Source organism: Nocardiopsis coralli (assembly GCF_014892575.1).
In the GTDB taxonomy this organism is placed as follows: domain Bacteria; phylum Actinomycetota; class Actinomycetes; order Streptosporangiales; family Streptosporangiaceae; genus Nocardiopsis; species Nocardiopsis coralli.
The window spans coordinates 13593-39278 of sequence record NZ_JADBGI010000016.1; the positions used below are offsets into that span (position 1 = coordinate 13593).

The following is a 25686-nucleotide window of genomic DNA, read 5'->3' on the forward strand; positions in this document are numbered from 1 at the left end:
GCAAGTCGGGCCTGAGGGCCGGCCGGGCGTAGGAACGGAGACCACCATGACGACCGAGACCGAGACCGGGACCAGGGCGCGGGTGAGCCTGGACGCCGTGCACGCCGGACACGACGGGGCCGACGTCCTGTGCGGCGTGAGTGCGCAGATCCGGGCAGGGACCGTCACCGCGCTCGTCGGGGACAACGGGTCCGGGAAGTCGACCCTGCTCGGGGTCTTGGCCGGCACACATCCGCTGCGGAGCGGACGTGTGGAGCACCGCGGGTCGCACCGGCCCGCGTTCGTGCCCCAGCGCAGCGCGGTTCCGGACGCGCTGCCGCTCACCGTCGTCCAGACCGTGCGCATGGGCCGTTGGGCCCGCCGGGGTGCCTGGCGGCGTCTGCGGCGTGAGGACCACGGGGCCGTCGCGCACTGCCTGGACCGGCTCGGCGTGGCCGATCTCGCCGGTCGGCCGCTGCACGCGCTCTCCGGCGGGCAGCGCCAGCGTGTGCTCGTCGCGCAGGGGCTGGCACAGGAGGCCGACCTGCTGTTGTTGGACGAACCCTCCACCGGCCTGGACACCGAGGCGCGCGCCGCCATCGCGCAGGTGCTGGCGGAGGAACGCGACCGGGGGTGCGCGGTCGTGGTGGCGACCCACTCGGCGGACGAAGCGCGCGGGGCCGACCGGGTCCTGCGCCTGCACGACGGGCACCTCACCGAGACCCCCGCCGCCTGACCCCCGCGGGGGACGGGCGGCGGGGCGCCTCGGGCCGCGTCACCAACCTCTCGGGTCAGTACACCTGGTGCGGGTCGTGCCCGAAAGCCTCCGCGAACGTGGGGTGGTGCAGTCCCACGGCCACGGTGTCCTCCTCGATCTCGAAGACCGCAGACACCCCGGCGGGCATGTACAGCATCCGGCCGGGCCCCACCCGGAACGAGCGGCCCCCGCTGCGCACCGTGAACGAACCCCGCGTCACGGCGGCGACCTCGTCGTAGGGGAAGGACAGGTCGTGGACCCCGCCCCGGGCGAACTCCGAGTAGGCCATGCCCATGGGGAACCCCTCGGCCCGGTCGGCCAGGTAACCAACCCGGGACAGCGGTTCCTCCTCCACGGTCCCCCAGGAAGGCACGTCACCCGGGCCGAACACCTGCATTCGAGTGGGGTCGAAAGCGCCCCCGGCCCACTCCCGGCCGCGCGGCGCCGCCTCACCGCCGGACGGCTCCCGCCCGGCGTCCGTCTCGGCCTTGTACTCGCGCAACGTCATCCCGAAGGCCCGGGCGAACGTGGGGAAGTGGACGCAGATCATCTCCAGGTCCTCGTCGATCTCGAAGGTCCCGGCCACCCCCTTCGGCTGGGTGAGGATCTCCCCCTCCCGCGCGGTGATCACCTCTCCGCCGGTGCGCACCGTCAGGGACCCGCGCGTGACCACGCTGATCTCGTCGTAGGGCCACGCGAAGTCGAAGTTCACCCCCGCACGGAACCGGACGAAGGCCAGGCCCATGCGGGAGCCCTCCTCCTCGTCGGCGATGTAACCCACGTGAGCGCCGGAGTCCTCGTCCTCCCAGGCCCACAACCCCACGTCGTCCATGCTGTAGGCCGCCACCGACCTCGGTTCGAAACCCATCTCACTCCACCTCTTCCGTTGCCGGGCGGCCCGGTGCCCGCCCGCTCGTGTACGGGCCTCTCGGGGCCCTCACTGCTCGCCCTCCACCGGGAAGGGGGACTCGGCGCGCGCACGCCGCAACGCCCGGGCCCACCACAGGAGCTGGTCGGCGAAGACGTCGGTCGCCCGGGACACCGTCCCGGCGTCGACCGGCCGGCCGTCGTGGTCGAAGGCCTCCCAGAAGTTCGGGAACAGCACCGCCTCACGCGGGGAGACCGTGTTGAACTCGGCGAAGACCGCGCGCAGGTGCTCCACCGCCTGGACCCCGCCGGTCAGACCGCCGTAGGAGACGAAACCGACGGGCTTGGCCGTCCACTCCTCGTCGAACCAGTCGACGAGGGTCTTCAACGAGGCGGGGTAACTGCGGTTGTAGACCGGGGTCACCACCACGAAGGCGTCGGCCCGCCGCAACCGCTCACCCAGCGCCTTGACCGGTTCCGGGAGCGGTTCGCCCGGGTCGTTGCCGTTGAGGACCTGGGGCAGGTCGTACTCGGCCGGGTCCACCAGGTCCACGTCCAGCTCGGGGCGGGACGTGAGCTGCGCGGTGATCCACCGGGCCGGGACCGGGCCGAAGCGGTCCTTGCGGACACTGCCGATGAGGACGGCCACCCGCAGGGGAGCGGTATCGCGGCCGGGGGCGTGCGCGGAACGTGTCGTGTCGGTCATGGCCGTGCGATCCCTTCGGGGCGTCGTGTCCTGCTGACACCCCGACACTCGCCCCGCGGGGTTCCGGAAACGTTCCCCCGGGGTTCCGGTCCCCGGTCGGCCCCGGGCCCGCCTCAGCCCCGCAGGGGCCGTTCCAGCACGTCGGAAGGTGTCGTGCCCGCGCCCCGTTCCAGCGCCTCCGCGAAGGGCCCCTCGCCGAGCTGGTCCGCGACCAGGGCCCGCACACGCCCCAGGTCCGCGCGTTCCAGCACGTTGGGTGCCGTACCCGCGCGCACACCCGCGGCCGCGCCCAGAGCCTCGGCCGCACGTACGGGGTCGCCGCCGAGCGCCTCGGTTCCGGCCCGCAGCTCCAGGGCCCGGGCCAGGACCGGCGCGGCGTCCGTGGCGGGCACCGTCGGGAGCAGGCCGCGCAGGGCGGTCGCGGCACGTTCGGGTTCCCCCTCGGCCAGAGCGAGGAAACCCTCCTCCAGACCGGTGAGGGGGCCGGCCCCGGACGTCGCGGCCACACCGGTCCAGCGGTCCAGGCACCGGCGGGCACGGACCAGGTCCCCGTCCCGGCGCGCCGCCATCGCCTCGGCCAGATCGGCGTAGCCCAGGCAGTAGGTGTCCACGAGCCCGTGCGCCTGTTCCCTGGCCCGCTGCAACAGGTCGGCGGCCCCGGTCTCCTCACCGTCACGGAGCATGCACACGGCCAGGCTCACCCGCCACCAGCACACCTCGGTCGGCAGGCCCAGGTCCTCGCACAGCGCCAGCGCCCGCTCGGACACCGCCCGCGCCCGGCCGTACCGGCCCAGGACCTCGGCCTCGAGGTGGTCCACGGACAGACTCTGTGCCACGGCCCAGTCGTCGCCCAGACCTTCGAGGACCTCCCCGGCCCCGCGGCCGTCGGGCAGCCCTTCGGGCAGGGTGCCGTGCACCGACAGCCGCATCCAGTCGCGGTAGCAGACCGCGACCGCCGCCGACCAGTCCCTGCCGTGCTCGGCCAACGTGCCGATCGCCTCCGACAGATGGCGCTCGCCGGCCCCCTCGAGCCCCGCGGTGAAGAGGTTCAGACCGGCGAACCACTGGACCTCGGCGCGCTCCACCCGGGTCCGGGCCCCGAAGAGCGACAGCGCCCGATCGACCTGCGCCTCGGCCCGTTCGGGGTGCTCGTGCACCTCCAGCGCCACGGACAGGGCTTCGGCGCGGGCGAAACGGTCATCGCGCGGGCCGGGCAGCGCGACCGCGGCCGCCAGGTCCTCGCCCACGTGCGCCATGCGCCCGGTGATCCACCGGTGCCAGAACGTTCCCAGCGTCAGCTCGACCGCGTGGGCGCCCTCCCCGTGCGACAGCGCCGTGTCCAGGGCCTGCGGCAGGTTCACGTGCTCGGTGTCCATCCGGCACAGCCACGCGCGCTGGTCGGGGCCGCGCAGGCCCGCGTCGGCCCGCCGAACCAGATCCGTGTAGTGGTTGAGATGGCGCCGCTCGGCCTCCTCGAGCTCGCCCGCCTCGGCGAGTTTCTCGGCCGCGTAGATCCGGATGGACTCCAGCAGGCCGAACCGCCGCTCGCGGCCCACGGGCTCCGAGGTGACCAGGCTCCGGTCGAGCAACCCGGTCAGCACGTCCAGGACCGACGAGGCCGGAACCCCCTCGTCCCCGGCGCCGTCGGGGTCGGCACAGACCGCCTCCGCGGCCGCCAGGGAACAGTCGCCCCGGAACACCGCCAGCCGCCGCAGGACCCTGTGCTCGGCGCCGTCCAGCAGGCGCCAGCTCCAGTCGATCATCGCCCTGAGCGTCTGCTGGCGGCGCGGGACCCGGCCGCCCGGGCGGGAGAGCAGGTTGAGCCGGTGGGCCAACCGGTCCGACAGCTCGTGCACCGACAGGGCGCGCACCCGGTTGGCGGCCAGCTCCATCGCCAGCGGCAGACCGTCGAGGGCACGGCAGATGCGTTCCACCACCGGTTCGGTCTCCGAGTCCAGGACAAAACCCGGGTCCACGGCGCGCGCACGCTCGGTGAAGAACTGCACGGCCGGGCCGGGGCCGCCCTCGGCGGTGACGGTGAGCGGCCGCAGGTCGTACCGCTGCTCGTCCGGAAGGTTCAACGGCTCGCGGCCGGTGGCGAGCACCCGCACCCCGGCCACGCTCTCCAGGAGCCCCCCGACGAAGGCGGCGGCCTCCTCGACCACGTGCTCGCAGTTGTCCAGCACCAGCAGGGAGGGGCGCTCACCCAGCGCGTCCCCGAGGCGGTGCAGGCAGTCGTCGGGCACCGTGCGCACCGGGAGCCCGATCGCGGCCGCGACCAGATCGGTGACCCGGTAGGCCACCTCCCACGGCTCTGCCCCGGCCGCGAACCCGGGGGAGGGCGACAGCGCCGTCAGGTCGACGAACCACACACCCCGGGGGAAGTGCTCCCGTCGCGCGTGCGCCACGTGCACCGCCAGCCGGGTCTTGCCGACCCCGCCGATCCCCGTCAGCGTCAGCAGCCTCCCCCGGTCCAGGTAACAGCCGACCTCGAAGGCCTCCTCGGCACGGCCGATGATCGGCGAGATCTCGGACGGCAGCCTGCCCCGGGCGCTCTGCTCGGACCCCGGGGCGGGGCGCTCACCGGCCCCGGGGGCGGCGGCCAGTTCCGGGTCCTGCCGCAGGATCCGTTCGTGGAGTGCGCGCAACTGCGGCCCCGGGTCGGCCCCGAGCTCCTCGGCCAGGCGTTCGCGCAACGACTCGAACAGCATCAGCGCGTCCCGCTGGCGTCCCGTCCGGTACAGGGCCGACATCAACGCACCGGTGAGCCGCTCCCGGGTGGGGTGCTCCTTCGCCGGTGCGCTCGCCAGCTCCACCGCGGCCTCGGGCTCACCCGACTCCGCCAGGGCCTCCGCCCGCTCCTCGAGCGCGCCCAACCGCGCGTCCTCCAGGGCGGCCAGGACGGGGGCGAGCCCGAGTTCGTCGGCCACGTCCGCGTACGCCCCACCCCGCCACAGCGCCAACGCCCCGCCCAACAGGTCGGCACGCTCGCGCGCCGATCCCGCGGCGCGGGCGCGTTCCACCCGGTCCCGGAACCGTTCGGCGTCCACCGCCCCGGTCGGAAGGTCCAACCGGTAACCCGCCGGGGTGTGCACCAACAGCCCCCGGCCGCCCTCCGCGGCCAGGTCCAGGGCGGAACGGAGCTGGGACAGCTTGGCCCGGAGCACACGCGTGGGGTGGGCGGCCCGGCCGTCGCCCCAGACCTGCTCGACCAGGGTGTCGGCGGGTACCGCCTCACCCTCCCGGGAGACGAGGAGGGCCAACAGCAGACGCACCTTGCGCTCGGGCACGGGCACCGGCTCACCGGCGTCGGTACTCAGCCGCACCGGCCCCAACACGTCAACGCGCATGGCCTCATCGTCGCACGGCCCCGACCCGGGGTGTCCAGGGAGAACCGGACCCCGGAAACCGTGCGTGCGGGCGGGTTCCGGTCCTCGCCCAGGCCACCGGAACCCCGGGGGAGCCCTTCCGGAACCCGCACCGGCCACAGTCACCCCATGGACCGCGGACGACGATCCGGAAGGGAAACCGCGACCATGCACACCGCGCACACCACCGAACGGGCCGGGCCCTGGGCCTGGGCGGGGTTGGCCGCCATGTCCCTGCCGATCTTCATGCTGGCCACCGACATGACGGTGCTCTTCCTGGCCCTGCCCTCGCTCAGCGCCGACCTCGCGCCCACCGGGGCCCAACAGCTGTGGATCCTGCACATCGGCGAGTTCCTGTCGGCCGCCAGCGTGATCACGTTCGGGCTCCTGACCAACCGTCTGGGCCGCCGCCGGCTCCTGCTGGCCGCCGTCCTCGTCTACGGGGCGGCCTCGCTCCTGGCCGCCTTCGCCGCCACCGCAGAGATGCTCATCGTCGCGCGGGCCCTCCTGGGCATCGCCGGCGCCGCCTTCACCCCCGCGGGGCTCGCGCTGCTGCGCATGATGTTCCGCTCCACACGCGAATTCTCCGTCGCCTTCGCCGTCTTCATGGCGGCCTTCACCGGCGGTGCCGCCGCAGGCCCTCCCCTGGGCGGGCTGCTGCTCGAGCACTTCTGGTGGGGTTCGGTCTTCCTGGTCAACGTGCCGGCGGCCCTCGCGCTCCTGCTGGCCGGCCCGATCCTGCTCCCGCGCGACCGCCCCGACCCGTCGGTGCGCGTGGACCTGGTCAGCGTCGTGCTGTCCATCGCGATGGTCATGGCCCTGGTCCACGGCCTGCAGGAGACCGCCGACAGCGGTTTTGCGCCCCTGCCCGCGCTCTCGACCCTGACCGGGGCCGTGCTGGTCGTGTTCTTCCTGCGACGGCAGGCACGCAGCGCACATCCCCTGGTGCCGCTGAGCCTGTTCACCCCGAAGGTGTTCCGTGTGCTGGTGGTCGTCCTCTTCGCCGCCTCGGTGGGGATGGGAGCGACCGACATGTTCGTCACCCAGCTCCTGCAAGTGGTCGTGGGGATGAGCGCCCTGCAGGTGGGCCTGCTCATGCTCGGCCCCGCCGCCGGCGGCATCCTGGGCACCCTCCTGACCCCGGTCGTGCAGCGCCTGGTCAGCCCGGCACCCGCCCTCGCCGGCACGCTCGTCCTCATGGGGCTCAGCGCGCTGGCGGCCGTGGCGCCGCTCGGGGTGCACGACCCCATCGGCCTGGTCGCGGCCATCACGGTCATGACGGTGTCCGGGTCGGTCTTCATGACCACGGCCTCGCAGCTGCTCATCACCTCCGCACCCGAGGAGCACACCGGGTCGGCCACCGCGGTCCAGGACGTCTTCGCCGGCCTGGGCAACGCCGCCGGGATGGCCTTCATCGGGAGCCTCGGTATCGCCGTCTACCGGGCCGTGCTGGAGACCGGCGCGCCCGCCGGGCTCGACCCCGCCGACGCCGAGTCGGCCCAGGGGAGCGTCGGTGCCGCCGCGGCCGTCGCCGAACGCCTCGGCGGGGAGGCGGGCCAGGCCCTCATGGAGGCGGTGCGCCCGGCCTTCACCCTCGCCACCCAGACCACCTTCGTGGCCGCCGGCCTCACCGGGGCGGCCCTCGCCGTCGTCGTGGCGCTACGCCTGCGCGGCACCGAGTACACGCACTGACCGCATCCACGGGAAGGAACCGATCATGACGCACCAGGACCGCTGGAACACGGCTGAACTGGACCTGCAGGCCTACCTGGACCGCCTGGGTGTGGACGCGCGCACCCCCGACCGCGCGACCCTCGACCGCCTGCACGAGGCCCACGTCCGCGCCTTCACCTTCGACAACATCGACGTGCTGCTGGGGGAGGGGCCGCGCACCGACCTCGCCTCGGTGGGCCGCAAGTTCCTCGAACAGGGGCGCGGCGGGTACTGCTTCGAGCACGGCACCCTGCTCGCCGCCGCCCTGGAACGCCTCGGTTACGAGGTGCGGCGCCGGCTGGGGCGGGTCGGGGACCCCGGCGAGGCGCCGCGGGCCCACATGGTCGTCGAGGTCCTGCTGGACGGGCGGCGGCTGCTGGCCGACCCGGGTTACGGATCCGGGCTGCTGCGGACGATCGAACTGCGCGACGGGGCGCAGGACACCTACGCCGGCACGACCCACCGCGTGCGCCGCGTCGTCGAGGAGGGCACGGTCTCCTGGGAGCTGCAGCGGTGGACGCGCGGGACGTGGGAACGCCAGCACACCACCGACGAACTCCTCGTACGCCCCGCCGACGTGGACATGGGGAACCACTACGTGAGCGGCCACCCCGACTCGTCGTTCCGGTCCATGCTGATCGTGGCCGGCCATCCCGGCGACGGCAGCCACGTGACCCTGACCCACGGGACCGTCACCGTACGGCGGCCGGGCGCCGAGACCGCCAAACGGGACCTGGAGGAGGGCGAACTCGGCGTGTGGCTGGACCGCCTCGGTGTGCCCCGGGACCGGCACGAGCGGCTGCACGCCGCCGTCGCCGGACTGTCCTCTCCGCAGGAGGCCCCGGAGACCCGGCAGGAGCCCGGAGAACCGGAGACCGGGCAGGACACCGGGGAGACGGTGCCGGGCTGAGCCGCCGGACACAAGAAACGGCCCCGTGGGGACCTGAACCACCCCCCACGGGGCCGCGACCCGGGCCCGTCGCCGTTGACGGGCCCCTCCCAGCGCGCCTACCGGGACACGTCGCCCGGACGGAACCGGGCGAGCGGGTTCTCCAGGGTGCCGACCAGCTGCAGGGCCCCGGCCGGGTCCTGCAGGTCCACCATCTGCTTGTTGTTGCGCAGCTGCAGGCGGTTCAGGCACGACAGCGCGAACTCGTCCACGAACAGAGAATCGCGCTCGAACTTGTCCGCCAGCTGCGGCACCGACGCCTGGTAGTCGGTCACGCACGCCGCGACCGTCGCCCAGAACTCCTGCTCGCTCACCAGGTCCTCGTCGGCGAGGATCCCGTTCAGGAACCGCAGGAAGCAGTCGAAGACGTCCGTGAACAGCGACAGCAACCGCATGTCCTCGGGCACCTCCGCCCGGATCCGCTCCACGGCCTCCGGCAGCTCGGCGTCCTCGCTCATCACCGCGATCTCCTCGGCGATGTCCTTGAGCAGCACCCGCTGCGGCACCCCGTCGCGCAGCACCAGGATGACGTTCTCACCGTGCGGCATGAAGACCAGGTCGTGTGCGTAGTAGGAGTGCAGCAGCGGCACCAGGTACGCGTCCAGGTACCTGCGCAGCCAGTCGGTCGGCGCCAGGCCCGACTCCGCGATGAACTCGGCCGCGAGCGGGCGGCCGTCGGCGTCGGTGTGCAGCAGCGACGCCATCGTCGCCACCCGCTCGCCCGACGCCAGACGCGGCACCGGGCTCTCGCGCCAGAGCCCCGCCAGCATCTTCAGGTACGGCGAACCCTTCGTCGCGGCCCGCGCGTAGTGGTCGGTGCGGTACCCGACGGCGGCCCGCTCGCGCAGGATCTCCACCTCGGTCGAGGCCAGGATCGGGTCGCCGGCGACCAGCTCGGTCAGCCAGTCGTTGATGGCGGGCGTGGCCTCCATGTACTCCGACGACAGCCCGCGCAGGAACCCCATGTTCAGCACCGACAGCGCCGTCTTGACGTAGTGCCGCTCGGGCGCGGAGGTGTTGAAGAAGGTCCGGATCGACTGCTGGGCCCGGTACTCGTCCGGGGCGTACCCCAGGCACACCAGGTCGCGGCGGGCCACGTCCGCGGCGAAGGTGACCGAGATCCGGTTCCACCACTGCCACGGGTGCACCGGGATCAGGTGGTAGTCGGCCGGGTCCAGCCCCAGGTCACGCAGTTGCGCGTCGAAGGAGGACAGCACCTGCGGTCCCAGCTCGGCGACCAGCAGCCGCTCGCGGTCCAGGTCCTCCGAGCACGTGAAGGTCGTCAGCGCACGGCGCGCCGCCACCCACACCAGGCGCACCGGAGCGGCGGTCTCGGGCGCGAACGCCTGGTACTCGCCGGCGCCGAAGCCCAGCCGCCCGTTGTTGGCCACGAAGCACGGGTGGCCCTCGGTCATCCCGGCCTCGATCGCCTGGAACCCGGCCCGGGCCAGCTCGGGGGAGCCCAGCTGCCCGTCGGCCATCCGGTACACGCTTCCGGCCAGGGTGCTGCTGATCTCCTCCAGGTAGACCGGCAGCACCTCCTCGCTGAGGCCGAGCGTGTCCCGCAGATCGAGCATGAAGTCGAGGGCGTCCACCGCAAGGGCCTCGCCACCGCGGCGGACCCGCTCGATGCTGTCGGCGTCGACGATCCAGTGGTCCAGCGCCCGGACCCGGGCCGTGAACCGGTACTCGATGCCGCCGTCGTCGCTCTTCAGCGTGTACCGGCCCTCACCGGCGGCTTCCGGCCGCAGCAGCCGCTCGTGCGTGAACTCCGCCAGGGCCTTGCGCACCAGCAGCCGGTTGGCGCGCCCCCACAGCTCGGGGTCCAGGTGCGCGGTCGCGTCCTGGGGTGCGGCGCCGTAGGGGCCGACTGCGGCCGTGCGCGGGTCGTCCGCGCCGAGGCCGGCCGGGTCGTGTTCGTCGTGGGTGCTGACGCTCATCGCCGCTCCCCTCCCGTCGTCGTGTCGGTCGCGGTGGCCTCCGCGAACTGTTCCCGGCTGCAGAAGCTGAGGTAGGCGTCCTTGTCCATCTCGCTCAGGAACACCGTGCGGTCGACGTGGAACCCCATCGCCGCGTTCAGCTCGTGCACGGGCCCGTTGCGCACGTCCGGCTCCACCACGACCCGGTCGGCGGAGGGGTCGGTGAAGACCAGCTCCATGACCGTGGTGATGACCGAGCGCGTGAACCCGGAGACCGGGCTGTCGGTCGGTGCGACCAGGAAGTGCATGCCCACGTCGCCCGAGCGCACCGTGTAGGCGTCCTTGAGCTCGGTGTGGGCGGGGTCGTACAGCTCCACGAGGAACCGGGACTCGCCCTCCCACTCGCCGATGTAGGCGTGCTCGTGCTCGGAGGCGGCGGTGGTCCGGAACATCCGGTCGACGTCCTCCTCACTCGCCCCGTTCATCAGCCAGAACGACGACTTGGGGTGGGTCAGCCACCGGTGCAGCAGCGGCACGTCGGTGTCGGGGTCGACGGGGCGGACGGTGAACCGGCCCAGGTGGGGGTCGTCCCGGGTGAACACCGCGGCGCCGTCGTGCGTGGTCTCGCTCATCGGTTCGAGGCCTCCAGAGGAGCGTCGTCGGCGGGCAGCGGGGTCAGGTCCTCGCCCTCCCAGGTCCCGGCGCCGGAACTGCCGGGTGCACCGAACTCCTGGAAGGCGATGGACCGCTCCACCGTGTACGGCTCGCGCCCGAGCATCCCCCGCAGGATGCAGGAGTTGCGGTAGGCGCCCATTCCCAGGTCGGGGGAGACGAAGCCGTGCGTGTGCAGTTCCGCGTTCTGCACGTAGACCGCACCGGCCCCGCCGTCGCCCGCGCCCTCTGCGGAAGGCCCGCCCTCGTGCGCGGCCAGGTCCACCCGGTAGTCGCGGCGCACCGCGAACCGTCCCGGGCCGTCCCAGGCCAGGCGGTCGGCGATCGGCTCCAGGAAGTCGGGGACCTGGTACCGGTAGCCGGTGGCGAGCACGAGCCCCTCGGTCTGCAAGGCGAAGTCGCGCTCCTGATCGGAGTTGCGCAGCTCCAGCCGGTACGCCTGCTCGTCGTGGTCCACCCCGGTGACCTCGGTGTTGGTCATCAGGCGCACACGCGGGGCCGCGACCCGGCTCTTCTGGTACAGCAGGTCGTAGATCGCGTCGATGACGTCGGAGTCGATGCCCTTGTACAGGTTCTTCTGGGAGGCGACCAGCTCCTCGCGCTTGTGCTCGGGCAGCGAGTAGAAGTGGTCGGCGTACTCCGGCGAGGTCATCTCCAGCGTGAGCTTGGTGTACTCCAGCGGGAAGAACCGCGGCGAACGGGTGACCCAGTTCAGCCGGTAGCCGTGGGTGTCGGCCTCCTGCAGCAGGTCGTAGAAGATCTCCGCGGCGCTCTGGCCGCTGCCCACGACGGTGATGCTGTCCTTCTTCTGCAGGTCCTGTTTGGCGTACAGGTACCCGGAGCTGTGCACCGCGTCGCCCGGCAGGTCGCGGCAGGCCGGCGGCACGTACGGCGGGGTTCCGGTGCCCAGCACCAGGCGGCGGGCCAGGTCCGTGTGCGTGCGCCCCGTGGCCGTCTCCGTGCTGCGCACGGTGTAGAGCGCGCGCCCGTCGTCGAACTCCACCGACTCGACCCGTCGGCCGAACCGGACGTTGTCGCCGACCCCGCGAGAGACCCAGCGGCAGTAGTCGTTGAACTCCGCGCGCAGGGGATAGAAGCGCTCGCGGATGTAGAAGGGGTAGAGCCGCCCGTTCTCCTTGAGGAAGTTCAGGAACGAGAACGGCGAGGTGGGGTCGGCCAGGGTGACCAGGTCCGACATGAACGGGGTCTGGAGTTCGGCGTCCTCCAGCATCATGCCGCTGTGCCAGTCGAACTCGGGCTTCTGGTCGAGGAACAGCCCGTCGAGCTCGGCGACGGGGTCGCTCAGGGCGGCCAGGCCCAGGTTGAAGGGGCCCACGCCGATCGCGGCGAAGTCGTACACCTTCTGCGCGGTGTCGGCAGTATCGGGGGTATCGGGGGTGCGGGGGCTGTCACTCACTGGGCACTCCCGTGGGTCGAGGTGGAGGTCGGTTCCGCGTCCGCGGCCGACAGGGCGTCGGGGGCGGGTGCACCGTGCTCGGCGACGAACCGCTCGGCGTGTCCGGCGACCAGGTCGAGCACCTCGCTGATGTCGTCCACGGTGGCCTTGGGGTTGAGCAGCGTGAACTTCAGGTACGGGCGTCCGCCGACGGTCGTGCGCGCCACGAAGGCCGCACCGGAGTCCAGCAGCGCCTCGCGGGCGTAGCGGTTGGCGGCGTCGGCGAGGTCCTCGTCGACCCCGGGCAGCGCGCACCGGAAGACCAGCGTGCTCAGTGTCGGGCGGGTCACGACCGAGAAGCGCTCGTCCTGGTCGAGCAGCTGCCAGCCCTGCACCGCGAGGTCGAGCACCCCGTCGAAGAGTTCGCCGATGCCCTCGGCGCCCATCACACGCAGCGTCAGCCAGAGCTTGAGCGCGTCGAAACGGCGGGTGGTCTGCAGGCTCTTGTCGACCTGGTTGGGCGACAGGATCGGGGTGCTGCCGTCCGAGCGGGAGTTGAGGTAGTCCGCGTGGTAGGTGACGTGGCGCAGGGTCACGCCGTCGCGTACCAGGACGGCGCTGGAGCTGACCGGCTGGAAGAACGACTTGTGGAAATCGACGGTCACCGAGTCGGCGCGCTCGATGGCGCTGAGCAGGTGGCGGTGGCGCGAGACCAGCAGGCCGCACCCGTAGGCGGCGTCCACGTGCATCCACACACCGCTGCGCGAGCACAGGTCGGCGATCTGCGGCAGGGGGTCGAGGCTGCCGAAGTCGGTGGTGCCGGCGGTGGCGACCACGGCGATGGGGAGGAGCCCCTCGGCCCGGCACCGCTTGAGCTCGGCGGCCAGGGCGTCCGGGCGCATACGGCGCCGGTCGTCGCAGGCGACGGAGACCACGGACTCGTAACCCAGGCCCAGGAGCGCGGCCGACTTGGCGACGCTGAAGTGGCCGACCTCCGAGGCCAGGACGCGCATCCGGGGGATGAGGTCGGCCAGGCGGGCGTCGGGGTCCTCGCGCTCGTGCGCCTCGTTGCGGGCGAGCAGCAGGGCCTGGAGGTTGGACTGGCTCCCGCCGCTGGTGAAGATCCCGTCGGAGGAGGACCCGAACCCGATACGGTCGCAGGTCCACTCGATCATGCGCTGCTCGATGAGGGTGCCGCCGGCGCTCTGGTCCCAGGTGTCGAGGGAGGAGTTGACCGCGGAGAGCACGGACTCGCCCATGAGCGCGGGCAGGACCACCGGGCAGTTGAGGTGCCCCATGTAGCGGGGGTGGTGGAAGTAGACGGCGTCGTCGAGGTAGAGGTGCTCGAGCTCGTCCAGGGCCGCGACGGGGTCGCCGAGCGGGCGGTCGAGGTCAACCGCTTCCATGCCGGGGCGCAGGTCCTCGGCGGTGGCACCGGTGAGAGGCTGTTCTGCGGCGGCCACTCTGCGGGCGACGCGGCCCGAGGCCTCGCGGGTGAGGTCGTGGTAGTGCTCAGCACTGCCGGCGTCGAACAGTTGCGCGAGGTGCTCCGGGGCCGGGTCCGGCGGATCGGCCGGCTCTGCGGCGTGCGGGTCCTCGACGGACCGCGCGAGCGAGCTCATGGAAGGTCCTCCTGATTGCGGGCATGCCGGATGCATCCGTGGGCCGGATGCGGGCATGAGGGGGAGAGCGAACACATGGGGTGCGGGCGGGGACGTCCGGACCAAGGGAAGGCTAACCTAAAGCCCAGGGTTCGTACAGTGGCCGGTATGGGGCACTGCGTTCCACCGTGATCACCTTCAGTAGTGTTTCCCCCTCGGTCTCACGCGCGTGTGCGGGCTTACCTGCGGGGAGATGATCACTGAATGTGTTCGGAGGCTCGCTCGACTGCGTGCAGCCGGGTGTCCGAGTGGCTCGGATCCGTGGTGAATGCGACCCACATCACGGGGCCGGCGGACAACCGTGCGGTGGCGGCGGGGCGCTCGGGGCGGCGCGGGTCCGGGGTGTGCGGGGGTGGGCCGTGCGGCGCCGGGGTGCGGTGCGATGGTTTCCGGAATTCGGAGCGGTGCCTTTCTTTCTTCTCGGCCGGAAATTCGGAATGGGGTTCCCCGTGGGGTAGGGTTTTATTGCGACCTTCCTGGGTTTCGGTATCGGGTGTCGATTCCGGGGTTGGCCCGATGTGGACATGGGTCAGTTCTCCATGCCGTTTCGGCTGTCGATGGTGAGCGGTATGGCCCGATGTTCCGGGGTTTCGGTCCTCTGGCGTGAGGTCATTGCGGGGTGAATTCATGGCCGAACCCGGCCGTTCGCTGTTTTCTTTCTCCGGTTCTGTCTAGATTGATTCCCGGTTCACCGAAAACCCCCACTCAAGGAGAGTTGAGATCGTGAACTGGACCAAAAAATTCCTGGCAGGGATCGCCGCTGCGCCATTCCTCCTGGTCGCGCTCGCCCCGACCGCCACCGCACAGGAGGCCCCCTCGACGCTCGAGGAGGGGCAGAGCGTCACCTTCGCCGTCGTCGACGCCGGCGAACTCCCCACCGACGGCCGCTTCGACTTCGAGGAGCTCGAGGACGCCGGGTTCGCCCCCGAGGACATCGAGGCCGCGGTGACCGGCGAGGACGGCGCCTCGGCCGACGACACCGCCCAGCAGAACCCCTACGAGATCGTCGACAGCTGGAACGACGTCGACGGCGACGAGGTCACCATGCGCGCCGGCCGGTGGAGCGGCGGCGACACCGGGTTCGGCGAGTACAAGGTCGAGCAGAAGCACAACCTCGGAACGGACGCGGTCCGCGCCTTCACCCAGAGCCCGGACGGCCTCGAGAAGGAGCACCAGTCCGGGACCAGCTACACCTACAGCACGACCGTGCTCCAGGTGGAGTGCAGCTGGTGGTTCTTCTGCGAAGTCGTAGACACGCAGCCCACGACGACCGTGGTGAACTTCCGCGACGCCAGGGGAGCGCCCTTCGGTGTGGTGACGTCCTACTGTGACGGGGTCCAGGGGCACTGCCCGGACTGGGTCCGCAACATCATTGCCTGACGCGAGTGCCGCCGGGTAGACCACGGGGGCGCGGCCGGGCGGCCGCGCCCCCGACGGGAGGAGTGGCGATGGAGCACGAGCAGTCGGGGCGGGCCGTGTCCGGGTCCCGCCGGTGGCCCGCCGCAGCGTGGTGGGCGCCCCTGCTCTTCGACCTCGCGGGGCTGCAGCGTGCCAACCCCGGGTCCCTGCTGAGCAGGGTGGACCTGGCCGGGGCGGACCCCGCTGGACCCGGGGCCGGCCCGGATCGATCGGGGGCGGCCCCGGGTGGGGCGCGTTCGCTCGCGGTTCGCCCCCGGATCACCGTCTCGCGCGACGGTCACCCCGAGACCCGCTTCGAGTGCGCCCCCGAGCCGGGGCCCGACGCCCTCCTGGCCGCCCTGCGCGCGGACGGGCCGGCTGAACCCGCCCCCGCCGACCACGGGACGGTCTTCTGGGACCCCGGGGCCGAGGCGGGGCCGGCCGAGCGCCACGCCTTCCTGCTCGACGAACTGTCCTCCTCGTCCGGTGCGTGGTCTCGGCGTGCCGACGAACCCTTCGACCTCCTTGGGCTCACCGTGCACGCCGACCGTGCCGCGACCGACCTGTGGGTGGGGCGGCCGCGCCGGGGCGACGCGCTCGTACTGCGGTTGCCCGCCCTCGCCCCCGTCGACATGATCGGGCTGACCTACGGCCTGGTCGAGCACCTGTGGGGGCTCGACGCGGAGGGGCTTCCGGAGGCGCCGCCGCTCGCGGGGCTGCCGGCGCACCTGGTGCACATGCGCTGATGCTCGGCGGGGCCGGGTTCCGGTACACGACGCCACCGGAAACCCCGTCCCCGAAGAATCTTCCGGAGTTTCCCGCGCGCCGGAAGCGGTGCTGTGCGGGCGACCCCGGGCCTGCGCGCCCGCGCGCGGAGCGGCCCGTCGCGGCCCTCCGTGTTCCGGGTCCGGAACGGGCGCGTATGGTGGCTTTTGCCTGGCGGAGAGCGTGCAGCGACAACACGCGCCCTACGGGGCATCCGAGCCGGGCCGGGGCCCCTCCTGCGGGAGGGGCCTTCGTCATGCCCGCCCGCGGCCGCCGGACTACCACCCAGTAACCTCGGTTCCGTTCCACCACCGACCCGGGGAGCGACCCATGAGCGAGGAACTGTCCGTGCGCTTCGACGGACACGTCGGCGTCCTGCGGGTGCACCGGCCGCCGCACAACCACTTCGACCTCGGCCTCCTGCGGGGCCTGGCCGACGAGGCCGAGAAGGCCGCCGCCTCCCCCGAGTGCCGCGCGCTCGTCCTGGCGTCCGAGGGCAAGAACTTCTGCGCCGGCCTCGACTTCTCCGGGACCGGCGTCGGCGACACCCCCGACCGGAGCCTGCGCGCCATCTACGCCGAGGGGCGCCGCCTGTTCGACCTGCCCGTCCCCGTGATCGCCGCCGTCCAGGGCGCGGCCGTCGGCGGAGGGCTCGGCCTGGCCTGCGCCGCCGACTTCCGCGTGGCCGCACCCTCGAGCCGGTTCCACGCCAACTTCGGCCGCCTCGGACTGCACCAGGGATTCGGCATCAGCCTCACGCTCCCGCGCCTGGTCGGCGAGCAGAACGCCGCCGACCTGCTCTACACCTCCCGCCGCATCACCGGCACCGAAGCGCGCGCCATCGGCCTCGCCGACCACCTCACCGAGGAGGACACCGCCGGCGCCGTGTTCGAGGCCGCCCTCGCGCAGGCCCGCAGCATCGCCGCGTCCGCGCCCCTCGCCGTGCGCTCCATGAAGGCCACCCTCCGCGCCGACCTGCGCGCGCAGCTGCCGGCCGCCATGGAACGCGAGGCGGCCGAACAGGTCGCGCTCATCAGCACCGACGACCACCGCGCCGGCGTCGCCGCCTCCCTCGACCGCAGTACCCCGACGTTCACCGGCACCTGACCCGGGCGTCACCGCCCCGCGGTCACGGGTCGTGGAGTGCGTGGAGGCCGCAGTCGTGCAGGATGCGGGCGACCGCCCCCTCCACGGTCCAGTGGCGGTCGATCGTGGTCTCACCGAGGCCCGGAACCAGATCGTGGTGACGCCACCAGCGGCGGAGCACGGGCTCGCCGAACTCCGCCGCCAGGGCTTTGTTCGAGTGCCGTTCCAGGGTCACGTCGAAGGGCAGGTCGAAGTAGTAGGCGCGGGTGCGGCCGGGGTGGTCGCGCGCGAGTGAAGTGAGCATCGCGCCGTAGTGGTCGGCGCGGAGGATCCCTTCGAGCACGACGTGGTAGCCGTGGGCGAGCGCGTGGCGCACCGTCAGGTCGATGAGACCGATGTTGGCCGCTCCCGGGCGGTCCTTCTCCCACAACAACGTCCGGCGCAGGTGGTCCTGTTCGACGAGGGCCATCCCGCGCCCGTGGGCCTCGCGCAGGGCATGAGCGGTCGTGCTCTTGCCGGAGGCGGAGTTGCCCCGCAGGACGACGAGGCACGACCCCTCGGCGGCGTTCACGTTGCGGGGCCCGCGCAGCGTTCGGCGTCGCGCGCGGCGGACAACAGCGCCGCGTCCGCGTGGTGCGGTGCGACCAGGTGCAGGCCGACGGGCAGGCCGCGCCGGGTGCGCCCGGCCGGCAGGCTCACCGCGGGGTGTCCCGTGAGGTTGAACAACCACGTGAACCCCACGCTCATCACCTCGCCGGGGCCGGAATGGGGGTGCGGCGGGTTGGGTGTGGTCGGCGTCGCCAACAGGTCCGCGCCGGAGAACCCGGAGAAGAGCTGCGCGAGGGCCCGGGTGTTGCGGCGGTCCACGGGGTCGTGGTCCTGCACGTCGCCGTCCCCGCGCCGGGCGAACCAGGAATCGGCCGGATCGGTGAGTTCCACACGGGCGTCCACGGCCTCGACCGCGTCGGAGGCGCGTGCCCACCGGTGCAGGGTTTGTTCGGCGAGTTGGGCCACCTCGGGGTCGGGGTCGTTGAAGCCCAACGTGCGCGACCACGCCACCCGGATCCGCGTGGGTGGCGGGGCGGGGCGCGCGCCCAGGACCACCTTGCGGTACAGCTCCAGGTCGGCGACGGTGCGCGCGATCGGCCCGCCCACGGTGAGGCCCGCCCGGTCACGCGCGGGGAGCAGGCCGGTGGTCGGCTTGTAGCCGGACACCCCGCACCAGGCGGCCGGGATGCGGGTCGACCCGGCTCCGTCGCTGGCGGTCGCCCACGGCACGGCGCCCGCGGCCACCGCCACCGCCGAGCCCGCCGAGGAGCCGCCGGGCACCGCGTCGCCGTCCCAGGGGTTGAGGGTGGGGCCCGCGTCGGTGCGGCCCCAGGTCTTCCACTCGGTTCCGGGGCCTGGTACGGACGTGGAACCGATCGGGACCGAACCCGCTGCGATGAGCGCCTGCGCCTGGCGGGAGTCGGTGCCCTCCGACGCCTTCACGGCCAAGGGGACCCCGGCCAGCGGGAGGTCGGTGCCGCGGGCGAGGGCGGCGTCGATGCGGGTGGCGAGCTCCAGGGCCTCCTCCGCCCACACCTGGGTGAAGGCGCGCAGGTGGGAGGTGCGCTCGACGGCCGCCAGCGCGTCCCGGACGGTGCCGGTCGCGCTCGCCTCGCCGCGGGCGATACGGCGCGCGAGCGTGCCCGCGTCCGGCAGGTCCACCGGGACGCCGACGCCGCCGGCGGGTCCTTCGGCCGTTCCGGTCGGCTGGGCCTGCCGGGGCACTCGGGGGGCGTGGTCGATTCGGTCCGTTCGGTCCACTGGGTCCACTCGGCCTCCTCGGGGGTGTCTCGGTCGCCGGCCCCGTGGGCCGGTCCGGACCGGGGGGTTCCTTCTGTTCCATGCGAACACGCGGCGCCGCCGCGGGACACCGCGGGGGCCGCTCCGGGAGGGCCCGTACGGGCCTGCCCCGGTGGGGCGGATCGATGTCGGGGCCCGGCCTCCGGCCGGACCTTCTGGTTCCTCGGGCGTCATGCGCTCGAGGCAGGGCCTGTCGGCCCGGCCTTTCCCGGGGCCGGGTTCTCCGGGCTCGGACCGGGATGGGTGGGGCGCGCTCGGCGTGGAGCCGTCGGCCTCCGGCTGTGCCCTCGGGGCACTGGGCTTCTGCGGGCGAAGGGTCACGCGGCGCCGCCGCGGGACACCGCGGGGGCTGCTCCGGGAGGGCCCGTGCGGGCCATCCCGGCGGGGCGGGTCGATGTGGTGGCTCGGCGCTCGGGAAGTTCGCGACGTTCGTGTGCTCGTGGCCGGGTGCTCGAAGGGCCTCGTGGGGGCTCGGGCACCGGCGGCCGGTTCCGACGCCCGGTGCGATGTGGAGGGCTCGGCCTCCGGCCGGGCCTTCTGGTGGTTCCGGGCCCCGGTCGGTTCGACGGTCACGCGGCGCCGCCGCGGGACACCGCGGGGGCACCGGGGAATGGGGAACCCGGCGCGGTGCGGGAGGCCGTCCACGCGCGCAACAGGTCCATGTGCTCGGCGGCGAAATTCCGCAACTGGCGGGGTTCGAGCGCGGTCGCCCGGACCGCCTCCGGGGTGAGCGGCACGTGCACGGGGGTGTAGCGGCCGTTCGACGGCTGGTCGAACTCCGGCCCCGACCGCAGCGCGAAGTCCCACGCCCCCAGCCGCGCGGCGAAGACGTGCTGCATCCGCACCAGACCGGGGTGCCGCTCGACCACTACGTGCACCGGGACCGCCCATTCCAGCTCCCCGCCGATCTCCTCGCGCACCTCCCTGTGCAGCGCGTCGGTCAGGGTCGGGTCGCCGGGCTCCACCCCTCCGCCGACGGTGATGTGGTAGATGCCGGGACGGTCGGGGCGGTCGCGTTCCATGAGGAGCAGGGAGTCCCCGTCGAGCAGGAGGGCCCGGGCGCGGTGTTCGACGGTGTGTGCCATGCCTACCGACCTACCCCCGCCGGAGCCGGATCGCACGGGCCCGGAGGGCGGCGGTCCACCGTCCGCTGACAACCGGGTACCCGACGGGATAACGTCCGAGGACACGGCCACGCGGGGAACAGGGGCGACCCATGGCGCAGGAACACCACATGCACGGACCGGCCACCGGCGAGCCGCAGGGCCGCGAGGACGCCGCGCGCCTGTGGCACAAGGCCGAGCCGGTCACCCCGATGGCGATCCGCGCCGTGGCCACCCTCGGCGTCGCCGACCACCTCGCCGACGGCCCCCGCACCGCACACGAACTCGCGGAGGCGGTCGGGGCGGAACCCGGATCCCTCGAACGGGTCCTCCGCCACCTGGTCACCGAAGAACTCTTCACCGCCCACGGCGACCGCTTCGCCCTGACCGCGACCGGCGAGGCCCTGCGCTCCGACCACCCGTGGTCGCTCCGGGAATGGATCACCGCGGACGGGGCCCTCGGGCGCGCCGACCTGTGCCTGTCCGAGCTGGCCCCGGCACTGCGCACGGGCGAGTCCGCCTACGGGCGGTACTTCCGCTCGACGTTCTGGGATGACCTCGCCGCCTCGCCCGAACTGGCGGCCTCCTTCGAGCGCGTCATGGGCTCCCGCATGGCCGAGCACGCGCGCACCCTCGCGGGCATGTACGGGTGGGGTTCCCTGAGGCACGTCCTGGACGTCGGGGGCGGCGACGGGACCCTCCTGCATGAGCTCCTCGGCCGCTTCTCCTCGCTGCGCGGCACCGTCCTCGACCTCGCCGGCGCAGCGGACTCCGCGCGGAGGACGTTCCGGGACGCCGGTCTGGACGACCGGGGCGACGCGGTCGCCGGGGACTTCTTCAGCCCGCTGCCCGCCGGCCACGACGCCTATCTGCTCTGCTGGGTCCTGCACGACTGGGACGACGGCGCGGCCCTGGCGATCCTGCGCCGCTGCGCGGAGGCCGCAGGCCCCGGAGGCACGGTGCTGGTGGCCGAGTACGGCGGGGGAGCGGCCGTCACCGAGCTCGACGTGCGCATGCTCGCCTACTTCAACGGCCGCGAACGCGAGGTGGCCGAGCTCTCCGACCTGGCGGAGGGGGCGGGACTGTTCCTGGCCGGCGACCACAGCCGGCGCGGCATCACCCTGGCCGAGTTCACCGTCGGCCGCCCCGAATGAGGCACGCCCCGCGGCTTTGCGCAGATCTCACCTCGGCTTCACATCCGGTAACCGGACGATAACGACGGTCCCCCATGCTGGGCCCATGGACGCTGCCACCGGAACACCGCGGACCCGTCCGGACGACACCGCACACCCGACCCACGACCGCCACCCCCTGTGGGCCGAGCTCGCCGAACTCGCCGCCGTCTTCACCGCGGGCGCCGCCGCCCACACCCTCGTCCTCCTGCTCGGACACTCCTCCGCCGGGGCCCTGGCCGCCGTCGGCATCACACTCATCCTCGCGGTCGTGGCCACCCGCTGCTGGCGCCACCACCGCCGACGCGCCCTGCACCACGCCTCCCGTTCGGCCGACCACCGTGCCGCCCACGACGATCCGGACGCCGCCGGTCCGCGCCGGATCTGGCGCCTGCGCGTGGAGGTCAGCGACCAGCCCGGGGGACTGGCCCGCCTCGCCGACGAACTCGCCCGCACCGGCGCCGACATCCGCACGGTCCAGGTGCATCCCGCCGGGGAGGAGGTCACCGACGAACTCCTCGTACTCAGCCCCTCCCACGTCGGCCCGCACCTGCTGCGCGGCGCCGTGCACAGGGCGGGAGCGCGGACCCGGGCGCTGCAGAACGCGACCCCGCACGACCTCACCGACGACACCAGCGACACCCTCCGCCTGGTCGGACGCGTACTCGACGGGACCTCGACCCTGCCGCAGGCCCTCGCACGCCTGCTGCGCGCCACCGAGGTCCGGCCCGGGGAACAGGAGCCCGCGCACATGGAGGGGGAGGGCAACGGCGGGGCCACCCTGTGCCTGCGGGGTGCCGACGGCGGACACCTCGTGGCGCTCCGCCCCGACCTGCCGTTCACGTCCCTGGAGTTCGCCCGCGCCCAGTCGTTCGTCGACGTGCTCACCCGCGCGACGGGAACCGGACCCCTGCCCGCCGACAGCGCCTCCCGCCGCACGCCCTGACGGGCCGGCGCCCCTCCTACCGCCCGTGCCACTCGCAGAACAGGACCGTCGCATCGTCCTCGAGCTGCCCGTCGTGGTGGGCCAGGACGGCCTGCACCAAGCGGCGCAGCGTCTCGGGCACAGGCAGCCCGTCGGCCTCGTGGCGCACGATGAAATCCACGAAACGGTCGATCCCGAACTCCTCCCCGCGGGAGTCCCGTGCCTCGGTCACGCCGTCGGTGTGCATGAGGACCCGGTCCCCGGGTTGGAGCTGTGCGTGACACACGGTCACGGGCACCCCGAAGTTCATGCCCAACGGGTGGGTGGGCTCGCACTCCAGGGTGATCACACGGTCGCCCTTGCGCAGGAGCACGGGCGGGAGGTGACCGCAGTTGACCCACCGGAACTCGCCGCTCGCCGTGTCGAGCTCAGCCATGATCCCGGTCGTGAACCTCGAACGCACGAAGTCCTCGGTGAGGATCTCCTCCACCCCGGCGGGCAGCTCCGACAGCTCGGTGCCGCGCCGCCGCTCGTTGCGGAACGCCCCCACGGTCAGGTTCGCGAGCAGCCCCGCCGCGTTGTCGTGGCCCATCGCGTCGAACAGGGCCATGTGCGCGATGTCGCCTGACACGGCGTAGTCGAAGGAGTCCCCGGCGTTGTCGTAGGCCGGTTCTGTCGTGGCCGACAGCGTGACCCGGTCGGTCGCGAACGTGTTGGGCGGCATCAGCGTCCACTGCATCTCGGCGGCGACCGACATCGGGCGGGTGCGGATCAACCGCGCGTAGGAGTCGCTGCTGGGGCGCTTGTCGACCACCAGGAGCCCGGCGATCGCGGCCAGCCGGTACAGAGGTTCCTCGTCGAGGTGATCGGCCCGGTGCACGTACAGTACCCCCAGGCGTTCGCTCCCGTTCATGATCGGGACCCAGAAGCGCGGCTCCCAGCCCACCCGGACCACCCGGGTCTGGATGAACGCCAGACCCGCCACGGTGCCGTCCACCCGCAGCCGTTCCCCGTCCAGGCCGGCGCCCCTGCTGTCGCCCGTCACCTCGTTCAGGGTGCGCTGCTGTCGGTCGCCCAGGTACAGGCGCACCCCGTGGAGTCCGGCCCGCTCGGCGCCGTCGGCGAGGGCGGACGGGATCGCCTCGAATGTCATGTAGGTGCTGTCGCGCGCCAGGGTCGACACCACGCTGTCGATCCTGCTCAGGTCGGTTGCCATGACGCCCTCCGAGCCGGTGGAGGCGAGTGCGTCGGCTGACCTACCCGGCGGGCTGCACGAAGACACGGAGGTCCCGGCCAAGAGCGGACAAGGCCGCCCGGCTGATCGGGGTGCCCGGGGCGGCTCGGTACGCTCCCGGCTCAGTACAGGGCGGCCCGGTTCTCCGCCTCCAGCGCCGCGTCGATGGCCTCGACCGGCTCCGGGCTCTTCTCGAGGTCCTTGAGCACCTGCCCGAGCGTGGGCAGCTCCGAGCGGTCGGGCCAGGTCGCGGGGTCCCACAGCGAGGAACGCCGGAACGCCTTCGCGCAGTGGAAGAACGCCTCCTCCACGCGCACGACCAGCACCAGCTTGGGCGCGCGCCCGCGCACCGCGAAGCTCTCCCGCAGTTCCTCGTCCACCACGATCGTCGCGGTGCCGTTCACCCGCAGCGTCTCCTCGGTGCCGGGCACGCAGAACAACAGCCCGACCCGGGGGTTGTCCACGATGTTGACGAGGGAGTCCACACGGCGGTTGCCGGGCCGGTCGGGGATGGCGACCGTGTGCGCGTCCAGGGCGCGGAACACACCCGGTTCCTCACCGCGCGGGGAGACGTCGCAGGTGCCGTCCGCACCCGAGGTCGCCAGTAGCACGAACGGGCTGCGCTCCAGGAAGGCCAGCCCGTGCTCGTCCAGGTACCCGCGGTCCTTGGCGACGACGACGGGCGCGGGCTCGCCCACGAGTTCGCGCAGCTGGGTGTGGTCCTTCACGGCCCGGAGCCCGGAGACGTCCACGTCGATCACGTTCCTTTCCGGCACCGGCGCCCCGGCCCGGTCCCGTGCGTTCGTGCGGGGCGGTCCGCCCCGTCCCGCACGATCCTATGAGCGCGGCCGGGCCGCCGGCGCATCGGTCCGGCGGCCCGGTCCCTGATCAGAAGGGTGTGAGGGTGACGGCGAAGGCGCTGGGCCCGTGGTCCTGGACGTAGGAGGCGAAGTCCTCCACGTCGTCGAACGCGAACCCGTAGGCCTTTCCGTCCTCGGTGTTCTCGTGGAAGACGGCCGCGTACCGGTTGGTGACCTCGTCCAGGTAGAACCCGTCGGGGTCGTCGGTGGGCTGCTCGGAGTGGTCGAGCAGGGTCGAGCGGTTCAGGGCCGCGCCCACGATCGCCGCGACCGGGCCGGTGATGCCGTCGTTGGGGGCGTCCAGCGCGCCGTCGCAGAACAGCACGTCGGCGGTGGAGGGGCGGGCGATGGGGGCCACGCCGCCGTCGAAGACCAGCTCGTCGCCCTCGACCCTGCCGGTGAAGGTCCCGGCGTTGGTGGTCACGACCAGGTCGGTGTCGGCGTAGTACTCCCACACCCGGTCCACGTAGGGGTCGTAGTAGGAACCGTCGAACCGTCCCACCCCGAGGCCGTGGCCGGGGGCGATGACGCGCAGGTCGTCGAAGACCAGGTCGCCGAAGTCGGCGTCGCCGGCGAGCGTCTCGAAGACGGCGTCGCGCCCGCCCGGGACGAAGAACCCGGTCGCGTGGTCCTCCTGCCCGGCCAGCTCGATCCCGATGGGCACGCTGAACTGGTCGACCATGGTGGTGTTGCAGAACATGCCGTCCTCGCTGTGCGTGAACTCCACCGAGTCGTGCAGCACGTCGAAGCCGGGCTCGTCCTCCACCCAGCCCGACGGCAGCTGGAGCGCGGGGTTGCCGTCCCCGTCCGCGACGATGCGGATGCCGAGCTTGCCGCCGAGCGCGATGTAGATGCGCCCGGACATGAAGGGGAGCGTCATGTCGTCGGGCACCGAGTCCAGCGGGATGGAGTAGTCGGTGTACCCGTCGTCGGTGTTGTCGTCCTCGCTGACCGGGTGGGGCGTGCCGTCGGAGTCCACCCAGCAGTGCTCGTCGGTGGTCAGGTCCGTACCGACGATGTACAGCAGGATCTCGTCGTCGGGGTAGCGCCCGGAGTCGTTGGTGAAGCTCACCGGGAGCGCTCCCGAATTGCGCGTGCGCGTACGAGCCGAGGCGGGACGGGCCCGGGAGGCGGACCACCCGGCGGCGCCGAGCAGGGGGACGCCGGCGGCGAGCGCGGTCCCTCCGAGGAAGAGGCGGCGTTCGATCATGCGGGGCTCCTCGTGTCGGGAGAACAGGAAACTGAAAACTAGATTTCCAATTACTCGGCGTCAACCCGTGTAACGCAAGAGATCTGAGCGCTTCACGA

21 protein-coding genes are annotated in these 25686 nt (G+C 72.8%); 8 read left to right on the plus strand and 13 right to left on the minus strand.

Annotated features, from left to right (window positions below):
* Nucleotides 1-46: 46 nt before the first annotated feature.
* Nucleotides 47-715, plus strand: coding sequence for a zinc ABC transporter ATP-binding protein AztA (gene aztA, locus IDM40_RS18035; protein WP_193123193.1), 669 nt, complete (start codon nt 47-49; stop codon nt 713-715).
* Nucleotides 716-770: 55 nt separating this feature from the next.
* Here the strand turns inward: aztA and IDM40_RS18040 are convergent, their stop codons facing one another.
* The 3 genes from IDM40_RS18040 to IDM40_RS18050 form a co-directional block, all read right to left on the minus strand.
* Entirely contained in the window at nt 771-1604 is an 834-nt protein-coding gene (locus IDM40_RS18040; RefSeq protein WP_193123194.1) for a cupin, read from the minus strand.
* Between the two features lie 69 nt (nt 1605-1673).
* Nucleotides 1674-2309 carry an NADPH-dependent FMN reductase gene (locus tag IDM40_RS18045; RefSeq protein ID WP_193123195.1) on the minus strand — a complete coding sequence of 212 codons (636 nt, stop codon included), beginning with the start codon at nt 2307-2309 and terminating at the stop codon, nt 1674-1676.
* Between the two features lie 113 nt (nt 2310-2422).
* Nucleotides 2423-5659 (minus strand): BTAD domain-containing putative transcriptional regulator, encoded by a 3237-nt coding sequence (locus IDM40_RS18050; protein ID WP_193123196.1) that lies wholly within the window; start codon nt 5657-5659, stop codon nt 2423-2425.
* Between the two features lie 186 nt (nt 5660-5845).
* On the opposite strand from IDM40_RS18050, the gene IDM40_RS18055 reads away from it, so the two are divergent.
* Nucleotides 5846-7369, plus strand: coding sequence for an MFS transporter (locus tag IDM40_RS18055; RefSeq protein WP_193123197.1), 1524 nt, complete (start codon nt 5846-5848; stop codon nt 7367-7369).
* Between the two features lie 25 nt (nt 7370-7394).
* Nucleotides 7395-8300: an arylamine N-acetyltransferase family protein gene (locus IDM40_RS18060; protein WP_193123198.1), complete on the plus strand. Its 906-nt coding sequence runs from the start codon at nt 7395-7397 to the stop codon at nt 8298-8300.
* 98 nt (nt 8301-8398) lie between these two features.
* Here the strand turns inward: IDM40_RS18060 and IDM40_RS18065 are convergent, their stop codons facing one another.
* From IDM40_RS18065 to IDM40_RS18080, 4 genes are read right to left on the minus strand one after another with little or no spacing between them, the layout of a single operon-like run.
* Entirely contained in the window at nt 8399-10279 is a 1881-nt protein-coding gene (locus IDM40_RS18065; protein ID WP_193123199.1) for an IucA/IucC family protein, read from the minus strand.
* A complete protein-coding gene (locus IDM40_RS18070; protein ID WP_193123200.1) occupies nt 10276-10890 on the minus strand; it encodes a GNAT family N-acetyltransferase in 615 nt (204 codons plus the stop codon). The genes IDM40_RS18065 and IDM40_RS18070 overlap by 4 nt, the downstream gene beginning before the upstream one ends.
* On the minus strand, nt 10887-12347 hold the full coding sequence (locus tag IDM40_RS18075; protein WP_193123201.1) for a lysine N(6)-hydroxylase/L-ornithine N(5)-oxygenase family protein: 1461 nt from the start codon (nt 12345-12347) through the stop codon (nt 10887-10889). Before IDM40_RS18075 ends, IDM40_RS18070 begins: the two co-directional genes overlap by 4 nt.
* Nucleotides 12344-13948: a pyridoxal phosphate-dependent decarboxylase family protein gene (locus tag IDM40_RS18080; protein WP_193123202.1), complete on the minus strand. Its 1605-nt coding sequence runs from the start codon at nt 13946-13948 to the stop codon at nt 12344-12346. Before IDM40_RS18080 ends, IDM40_RS18075 begins: the two co-directional genes overlap by 4 nt.
* Before the next feature lie 762 nt (nt 13949-14710).
* Here IDM40_RS18080 and IDM40_RS18085 point away from each other — a divergent pair.
* The 3 genes from IDM40_RS18085 to IDM40_RS18095 all read left to right on the plus strand — a co-directional run bounded on the left by IDM40_RS18085 (nt 14711) and on the right by IDM40_RS18095 (nt 17257).
* Nucleotides 14711-15367 (plus strand): hypothetical protein, encoded by a 657-nt coding sequence (locus IDM40_RS18085; protein ID WP_193123203.1) that lies wholly within the window; start codon nt 14711-14713, stop codon nt 15365-15367.
* A gap of 68 nt (nt 15368-15435) precedes the next feature.
* A complete protein-coding gene (locus IDM40_RS18090; protein ID WP_193123204.1) occupies nt 15436-16131 on the plus strand; it encodes a hypothetical protein in 696 nt (231 codons plus the stop codon).
* Between the two features lie 349 nt (nt 16132-16480).
* Nucleotides 16481-17257 (plus strand): enoyl-CoA hydratase/isomerase family protein, encoded by a 777-nt coding sequence (locus tag IDM40_RS18095; protein WP_193123205.1) that lies wholly within the window; start codon nt 16481-16483, stop codon nt 17255-17257.
* Nucleotides 17258-17279: 22 nt separating this feature from the next.
* Here the strand turns inward: IDM40_RS18095 and IDM40_RS18100 are convergent, their stop codons facing one another.
* The 3 genes from IDM40_RS18100 to IDM40_RS18110 form a co-directional block, all read right to left on the minus strand.
* Entirely contained in the window at nt 17280-17807 is a 528-nt protein-coding gene (locus IDM40_RS18100) for an AAA family ATPase (protein WP_193123206.1), read from the minus strand.
* Nucleotides 17804-19045, minus strand: coding sequence for an amidase family protein (locus IDM40_RS18105; RefSeq protein ID WP_407940005.1), 1242 nt, complete (start codon nt 19043-19045; stop codon nt 17804-17806). The genes IDM40_RS18100 and IDM40_RS18105 overlap by 4 nt, the downstream gene beginning before the upstream one ends.
* Before the next feature lie 608 nt (nt 19046-19653).
* The gene (locus tag IDM40_RS18110; protein ID WP_193123207.1) at nt 19654-20169 is read right to left on the minus strand and encodes an NUDIX domain-containing protein; all 516 of its coding nucleotides are present in this window, start codon (nt 20167-20169) and stop codon (nt 19654-19656) included.
* A 131-nt stretch (nt 20170-20300) separates the two neighbouring features.
* Between IDM40_RS18110 and IDM40_RS18115 the strand changes: the two genes are divergently transcribed.
* On the plus strand, nt 20301-21341 hold the full coding sequence (locus IDM40_RS18115; protein WP_193123208.1) for a methyltransferase: 1041 nt from the start codon (nt 20301-20303) through the stop codon (nt 21339-21341).
* A gap of 85 nt (nt 21342-21426) precedes the next feature.
* Nucleotides 21427-22305 (plus strand): ACT domain-containing protein, encoded by an 879-nt coding sequence (locus IDM40_RS18120; RefSeq protein WP_193123209.1) that lies wholly within the window; start codon nt 21427-21429, stop codon nt 22303-22305.
* 16 nt (nt 22306-22321) lie between these two features.
* Here the strand turns inward: IDM40_RS18120 and IDM40_RS18125 are convergent, their stop codons facing one another.
* The 3 genes from IDM40_RS18125 to IDM40_RS18135 form a co-directional block, all read right to left on the minus strand.
* On the minus strand, nt 22322-23500 hold the full coding sequence (locus IDM40_RS18125; protein WP_193123210.1) for a PP2C family protein-serine/threonine phosphatase: 1179 nt from the start codon (nt 23498-23500) through the stop codon (nt 22322-22324).
* A 140-nt stretch (nt 23501-23640) separates the two neighbouring features.
* On the minus strand, nt 23641-24279 hold the full coding sequence (locus tag IDM40_RS18130) for a pyridoxamine 5'-phosphate oxidase family protein (protein ID WP_193123211.1): 639 nt from the start codon (nt 24277-24279) through the stop codon (nt 23641-23643).
* Between the two features lie 127 nt (nt 24280-24406).
* Nucleotides 24407-25588 (minus strand): beta-1,3-glucanase family protein, encoded by a 1182-nt coding sequence (locus IDM40_RS18135; protein ID WP_193123212.1) that lies wholly within the window; start codon nt 25586-25588, stop codon nt 24407-24409.
* Nucleotides 25589-25686 lie beyond the last annotated feature (98 nt).